The organism is Mycobacterium sp. (assembly GCF_008709575.1).
Classification (GTDB): Bacteria; Actinomycetota; Actinomycetes; order Mycobacteriales; family Mycobacteriaceae; genus Mycobacterium.
In genome coordinates, this window is record NZ_VYIK01000117.1 from 1 (window position 1) to 3,348 (window position 3,348).

The following is a 3,348-nucleotide window of genomic DNA, read 5'->3' on the forward strand; positions in this document are numbered from 1 at the left end:
TGCTTCATGGTGACGCCGTACGAGGGGTATGTCGCGGTCGCCGAAACGCTCAACCGGATCACCCCGGGCTCCTTCGAGAAGCGCTCGGTGCTGTTCAACTCGGGGGCGGAGGCGGTGGAGAACGCCGTCAAGATCGCCCGCTCCCACACCCGCAAACCCGCCGTGGTGGCCTTCGAGCACGCCTATCACGGCCGCACCAACCTGGCGATGGCGCTGACCGCCAAGTCGATGCCCTACAAGAGCGGCTTCGGGCCGTTCGCGCCGGAGATCTACCGGGCGCCGATGTCCTACCCGTTCCGCGACGGCCTGCTCGACAAGGACTTGGCGACCAACGGCGCCGCGGCCGCGCAGCGCGCGCTGGACATCATCACCAAGGAGGTCGGCGCGGACAACCTGGCCGCCGTCGTCGTCGAACCAATCCAGGGTGAGGGCGGGTTCATCGTGCCCGCCGAGGGATTCCTGCCCACGTTGGCGCGGTGGTGCCGGGACAACGACGTGGTCTTCGTCGCCGACGAGGTGCAGACCGGGATCGCGCGCACCGGCGCGATGTTCGCCTGCGAGCACGAGGGCGTCGAGCCCGACCTGATCTGCATCGCCAAGGGCGTCGCCGGCGGGCTGCCGCTGTCGGCGGTGACGGGCCGCGCCGAGATCATGGACACCCCGCACGTGTCCGGTCTGGGCGGCACGTTCGGCGGCAATCCGATTGCCTGCGCGGCGGCGCTGGCGACCATCGACACCATCGAGAGCGACGGCCTGCTGCAGCGGGCGCGTCAGATCGAACGGCTGATGAAGGACCGGCTGCTGGCCCTGCAGCGCAGCGACGACCGGGTCGGCGACGTGCGCGGCCGCGGGGCCATGATCGCCGTCGAGCTGGTCAAACCCGGCGGCGCCGAGCCCGATCCGCAGCTGACCGCTGAGATCGCCGCCGCCGCGCACGCCGCCGGGGTGATCGTGCTGACCGCGGGCACGTTCGGCAACGTGCTGCGGTTGCTGCCGCCGCTGACGATCAGCGACGCGCTGCTGGGCGAGGGACTCGACGTGCTGGCCGGGCTCTTCGCCACGCGGTGAGTGGCCGATCTCACCGGGCATCGCGAGTCCACCAGAAGATTAGCTATGCTAACGTAGTTTCGGTTGCCAGTGTGATGCCAGTGTGAGAGGACGACGATGACCGCATCCGACCCGCAGATCGCCGCCGCCCGTCCCGACCCGGCCATCACCGCGGCGATCATCGACGGCGGGCTGAGCCTGCCGCAGGTCGTGACCACCGTGCTGGAAGGCTACGCGGAGCGGCCCGCGCTGGGCCGCCGCGCCGTCGAGGTCGTCACCGATCCGCAGTCCGGCCGCACGTCGCTGCGGCTGCTGCCGCGCTTCGAGACCATCACCTACCGCGAGCTGGGCGAGCGGGTCGCGGCGCTGGCCGCCGCCTGGGCTCATGGCGGGGTCGCCCCCGGTGACCGGGTCGCCGTGCTGGGTTTCACCGGTGTCGACTACACCACGATCGACATCGCGCTGGGGCGCCTCGGCGCGGTGTCGGTGCCGCTGCAGACCAGCGCGGCGACCGACGCGCTGGCCCCCGTCGTCGCCGAGACCGAGCCGGTGCTGATCGCGGCCGGCGTCGACTACCTCGCCCAGGCCGTCGATCTCGCCCGGACCGGGCCAGCCCGGCTGGTGGTGTTCGACTACCACGACGAGCTCGACGAGCACCGCGAGGCGCTGGCCGCGGCCCGCGCGACGCTGCCGGTGGACACGCTGGCCGAGCTGCTCGACCGCGGCAAGACCCTGCCGGTCCCGGTTGTCGAGCTGCCCGAGGATGCGCTGGCGCTGCTGATCTACACCTCCGGCAGCACGGGCGCCCCCAAGGGCGCGATGTACCCGCGGCGCAACGTCGCCAAGATGTGGTGGCGGCACGCCCGCAGCTGGCACGGGCCCAGCCCGGCGTCGATCACGCTGAACTTCATGCCGATGAGCCACGTCATGGGTCGCAGCGTCCTCTACGGCACCCTCGGCAACGGCGGCACCGCGTATTTCAGCGCCAGCAGCGACCTGTCGACGCTGCTGGAGGACCTCGCGCTGGTGCGCCCGACCGAGCTGAACTTCGTGCCGCGGATCTGGGAGACGCTGCACCACGAGTTCCTCAGCGAAGTGGACCGGGGCCGCGACGAGGCCGACGTGGCGGCCGCGATGCGGACCGACCTGCTGGGCGGGCGCTACCTGGCCGCGATGACGGGCTCGGCGCCGATCTCGGCGGAGCTGAAGTCCTGGGTGGAGTCGTTGCTGCAGCTGCACCTGGTCGACGGCTACGGCTCGACCGAGGCCGGCATGGTGCTCTTCGACGGGTGCATAAAGCGCCCCCCGGTGCTCGACTACAAGCTGGTCGACGTCCCGGAGCTGGGCTATTTCCACACCGACCGGCCCTATCCGCGCGGTGAGCTGCTGGTCAAGACCGAGAACATGTTCCCGGGCTACTACAAACGCCCGGAGATCACCGCCGGCGTGTTCGACGCCGACGGCTACTACCGCACCGGCGACGTGGTGGCGCAGGTCGGCCCGGACCGGCTGGTCTACGTCGACCGGCGCAACAACGTGCTCAAACTCGCCCAGGGCGAGTTCGTCACGCTGGCCAAGCTGGAGGCGGTGTTCGGCACCAGCCCGCTGGTGCGCCAGATCTACCTCTACGGCAACAGCGCGCAGCCCTACCTGCTGGCGGTCGTGGTGCCCACCGACCCGGCCACCTCCAAGTCGGCGATCGCCGAGTCGCTGCAGGCGGTGGCCAAGCAGGCCGGGCTGCAGTCCTACGAGGTGCCGCGCGACTTCCTCGTCGAACCCGAGCCGTTCACGCTGGAGAACGGTCTGCTGACCGGGATCCGCAAGCTGGCCTGGCCCAAGCTCAAGGCGCGCTACGGCCCGCGGTTGGAGCAGCTCTACGCCGAGCTGGCCGACCAGCAGGCCGGCGAGCTGAACGCGTTGCGGCGCACCGGCGCCGAGGCGCCGGTGCGCCAGACCGTCACCCGGGCCGCGGCCGCGCTGCTGGGGGTCCCGGCCACCGACCTGACGCCCGACGCGCGCTTCACCGACCTGGGTGGGGATTCGTTGTCGGCGTTGACGTTCGGCACCCTGCTGCGGGAGATCTTCGACGTCGACGTCCCGGTGGGGGTGATCGTGAGCCCGGCGTCGGACCTGGCGTCGATCGCCGACTACGTCGAGGCCGCCCGCCGCGGCTCCTCGCGGCCGACGTTCGCCTCGGTGCACGGCCGGAACGCGACCGAGGTGCACGCCGCCGACCTGGCCCTGGACAGGTTCCTCGACGCCGCGACCCTGGCCGGCGCCCCGGGCCTGCCCCGGCCCGCC

General features: G+C 71.5%; 2 protein-coding genes. Both read left to right on the top strand.

The window, feature by feature from the left end; genetic code table 11:
* Nucleotides 1-1,068, top strand: a 1,068-nt coding sequence (gene gabT / locus F6Q13_RS16950) for a 4-aminobutyrate--2-oxoglutarate transaminase (protein WP_293059038.1), incomplete at its 5' end; no start/stop codon positions are given.
* 96 nt (nt 1,069-1,164) lie between these two features.
* The coding region (locus F6Q13_RS16955; protein WP_293059041.1) for an AMP-binding protein at nt 1,165-3,348 on the top strand (2,184 nt) is incomplete at its 3' end.